The sequence below is a fragment of the Bacillus cereus group sp. BfR-BA-01382 genome (assembly GCF_022663475.1).
GTDB lineage: Bacteria > Bacillota > Bacilli > Bacillales > Bacillaceae_G > Bacillus_A > Bacillus_A thuringiensis_S.
The window spans coordinates 1-3937 of the sequence record NZ_JAKUFQ010000192.1 but is presented as its reverse complement, the minus strand read 5'-3'; the positions used below and the strand labels follow the sequence as shown (position 1 = coordinate 3937).

The window sequence follows — 3937 nt, the reverse complement described above, 5'->3', positions numbered from 1 at the left end:
AATTCTGCACCTGCTAGAACTTTTCCACTCTCTGCATCCTTTTTGATTACTTGTAAGCTTCCTAGTTCTTTCGCATTTTCTATTTGTACCTCTACTACTTTGTCTGCTTCCACAACGACTTCAATTTCTTCTTTTAACAATTTATATCCTTGTGGTGCTTTCGTTTCTTTTAATGTGTATGTTCCTGGTTCTAATTTCTGAGAAAATACTTTACCAGTTTTATCTGTTCGTAACGTATCTACTTTTTTACCATCTTTATACACTTCGAATTCTGCATCTGATAATACTTTCGTTTTATCTTCCGCATCTACTTTCACGATTTCAAATTGACCCGTTACTTTTTCGGAGATCTTTTTATTCACCACATCTACAGTCACTACTTTATTAGCCTCTACATCAACAGAAACTGAACTAGATGATAATTCATATCCTTTCGGTGCTTCTACTTCTTTTAATGTATAGCTTCCAACTGGAAGTTGTTTCGATAAGGCTTCACCTTTATCATCTGTAACAATTGTTTCCACAACTTTCCCATCTTTATCGATAACATCAAATTTTGCACCTGGTAGAAGTTGACCAGATTCACTATCTTTTTTCAATAATTTAAATTGGCCATTCTCTACTTTTCTCGTATTCTTCATAACAAGTTCAATTACGTTTGTATTATCAATTGTTACTTTGACTGGTGTATCAACTTTTATATATCCTTCTGGTGCATTTATTTCTTTTACAAAATAGTCACCAAGTGGTAAATCTTTAACTTCCGCAATACCCTTTTCGTTTGTTGTAACAGTAGCCACAACGTTATTATCTTTGTCTATAACATCAAATTTTGCGTCTTTTAAAACAATGTTTTCATCGTTTTCATCAACTTTTTTAATTTGTAAATGTCCTTTTTCAGTTGCTGGCTTATTCCACTTTGGCCAGTTAAATTTAAAGTTATGAACCTCAAAACCATCTCTTTGGTGTAATCCTCCAACATAGGCTTGTCCATTAATAGAACCACCTTTTGTTTCTACAACTGCATTAGGTGCAAACACACTACCTACTACACCATAACCTTTAGTTGTTATCTTTGTAGCATTAGGAAATACCCAAATTACCTTACTAGCTAACTCAGTAAAAGATGAATTAGGATCGTATGCTTGAGATGTATTAATTAAATCCGTCGCCATCCCAGTATTTCTTGTATCATACAAAATTGCACCGCCACCAAAACTCACTTCTTCTGCATCTGAATAAATAACAATAAAGTCTTTATTCTCTACATTCGGAAGAAAAACGTCTTTTACATCAAATGTTTTCTTTCCAGTTTGGCCTGAAGAGACATAAATATTAGGGTTATTTACATCTTCACCGATGCCAAAGCTCATATTAAGTTTTGGCTTATCAGTCTGTAGTTTACTTGCATCCCCGATTACACCATCAACGTCTTTTCTAAATTCTTTAAACTTAGCATCAATCTCCGCTTGCTCTTTATAAGAGATACGGTCATATGATGTTTTCATTGCGCCATCTGGGTCACCGTCTTTTGTCATCGCCACTGTTCCATCTTGAATAATTACTTGTCCTGCTCCCGCTTTCGTAAATTGACCGCCTAGTAATAATGATGGATATCCTTCATCTACCCAAGTTGCTCCAGCTAAGTTATTTGCTCCAGTTGCAGCCGCTACGACTGTATAACTTGATGCGTTCATATTTTTCTGAACAGCCATCGCACCTTCAATATCCGCACTCGTTGCACTATGATCTCCAAAAATGATGGCGTTGTAATAAGATACATCACCTAAACCTTTTAACTCTGTTGTAGCTGCCTCTGCTTTAAATGGTAAGTGGATTAAAAAATTCATACATATTAGTAATACAACTATTAAACTACTACTTAACTTTTTAATTTTTTGATTAAATGATTTCCTCAAGAAATTCATTCCCCCTTTTAAACTTCCTAAAACCACAAAAAGAAGTACATATCATATGTACCAAACCTTACTCACATTAACTTAAAATAATCCATTTAAATAAAACAAAGAAACACTACAACTACTTAATAAGATTGCTACAATTCATTTTTGAAATAATACGTGAACTAAACTGTCATGCGGAAATACTTTTACGTATGGGAGCCCAATAAAATTAATCTGAAGAATATTTCATGTGGTGTAACTATTTTGGCAACATCATTCACTTTACATTAGTTTTCTAAAGGATTCAAGTGAATTGTATAGATTTCATACACAATTCATATTTTAAAACGCTTTCACTGTTTTTAATAAGATAAACAAAAAAACGTAGCCAAAAAGCTACGTTTTTCTGTCATCGTTTCGGTGTATTTTTATGATTCTTCAAAAACGGAAGCGGGAATTGCTTACGGAAATGCTCTTTAATCATATACTCTACACCGTTTTCACTATTTGAACGTGTGATCCAATCTGCTGCTTGCTTTAATTCTACAGGCGCGTTCCCCATCGCTACCCCAAGTCCCACGTTTTCAATAACCTCTAAATCTTCCATACTATCTCCAATCGCAACCATTTCATTTAGCGAAATATTTAAATGCTCTCCAAGCAATTGTAATCCACGTAACTTTGATACATTTTGCGGTAAAATTTCTATTCGTTTTGAATCACATTCAACATACTCTACATCTTGGAATGCTTTTCTTAATGTGTTCAGTCCTCTTTCTTTTTCACCTTTACTTTGGAAAAGAACATCAATTTTTGGCGCCGCTACCGGATGGTCCCGAAGCGCATCACCTAACGAATCTACAAATTGAACTGGATAAAATAACGGATCTGCGCTTGATAATACAGTGCGCGCAATTAAGTTTGGTGTATTTCTCTCACGATTTCCTATCGAAAACCGTTCATGAGAAATACGTACGTTACAATCAAAGTGCTCTAACACTTGCACAATGTTAAAAGTCTTCTCTTCAGACAATCTTCTTTGAACGTACGGCTTATCTAACGTTGCTGAAACGAAAGCACCACCATGTGTCACTAATATAGAATCTAATTTTAACGCCTTTGCTACTTTATGAGCGGATTGAAAATTACGACTCGTAAATAACGTAACGTATACATCTTTTCTTTTCACAAATTCAATTGTTTCTCGTAATCCTTTTGCAATTTTTCCATTGTTGTATAGTAGTGTCCCATCTATATTAAGAGCTAGTAAGCGATAAATCATGTCGCACTCCCCCTCTTCGCTGTTGTACTCTATCCATAATTTATGAAATAAACCCGATAAATAGAACGAGTTAGAATTACTACTGAAAATTTGGTTTACTATATACATATACACTTAGCAAAGGAGATAGTACAATGCATGCACCACCTTCCTTTTATGAAGGCGATACGTTAGAAGTCGCAAAAAAATTACTCGGGCAAAAACTTGTTCATATTGTAGACGGAATAAAGCGAAGCGGAATCATTGTAGAAGTAGAAGCATATAAAGGCCCAGATGATAAGGCCGCACATAGTTACGGCGGTAGACGGACAGATCGCACAGAAGTTATGTTTGGCGCACCAGGGCATGCTTACGTATATTTGATTTACGGTATGTATCATTGTTTTAACGTTATTACAGCACCAGTGGGCACCCCACAAGGTGTTCTCATTCGAGCCCTTGAGCCGGTAAATGGGATAGAAGAAATAAAACTAGCGCGCTACAATAAGACCGAAATTACAAAAGCACAGTATAAAAATTTAACGAACGGTCCTGGCAAACTATGCCGTGCCCTCGGAATTACTTTAGAAGAACGTGGCGTATCATTACAAAGTGACACATTGCATATTGAACTCGTCCCAGAAGATGAACACATATCATCACAATATAAAATAACAGCAGGACCTCGTATTAATATCGACTATGCAGAAGAAGCTGTACATTATCCGTGGCGTTTTTATTATAAGGGGCATCCGTTTGTTTCAAAGAAATA

The 3937-nt window shown here is 35.5% G+C and carries 3 protein-coding genes; 1 reads left to right on the top strand and 2 read right to left on the bottom strand.

The window, feature by feature from the left end:
• Both MR160_RS32970 and MR160_RS32965 read right to left on the bottom strand, forming a co-directional pair.
• A partial coding sequence (locus MR160_RS32970; protein WP_242299144.1) for an MSCRAMM family protein occupies window positions 1-1919 on the bottom strand: 1919 nt, incomplete at its 3' end.
• Window positions 1920-2313: 394 nt separating this feature from the next.
• On the bottom strand, window positions 2314-3186 hold the full coding sequence (locus MR160_RS32965) for a Cof-type HAD-IIB family hydrolase (RefSeq protein ID WP_000640419.1): 873 nt from the start codon (window positions 3184-3186) through the stop codon (window positions 2314-2316).
• A gap of 134 nt (window positions 3187-3320) precedes the next feature.
• Here MR160_RS32965 and MR160_RS32960 point away from each other — a divergent pair.
• On the top strand, window positions 3321-3937 hold a 617-nt coding region (locus MR160_RS32960), incomplete at its 3' end, for a DNA-3-methyladenine glycosylase (protein WP_086397351.1).

Bases quoted from the DNA above. Each gene is read 5' to 3' on its own strand.
- MR160_RS32965 (WP_000640419.1), bottom strand. From the start codon at position 3,186: ATGATTTATCGCTTACTAGCTCTTAATATAGATGGGACACTACTATAC.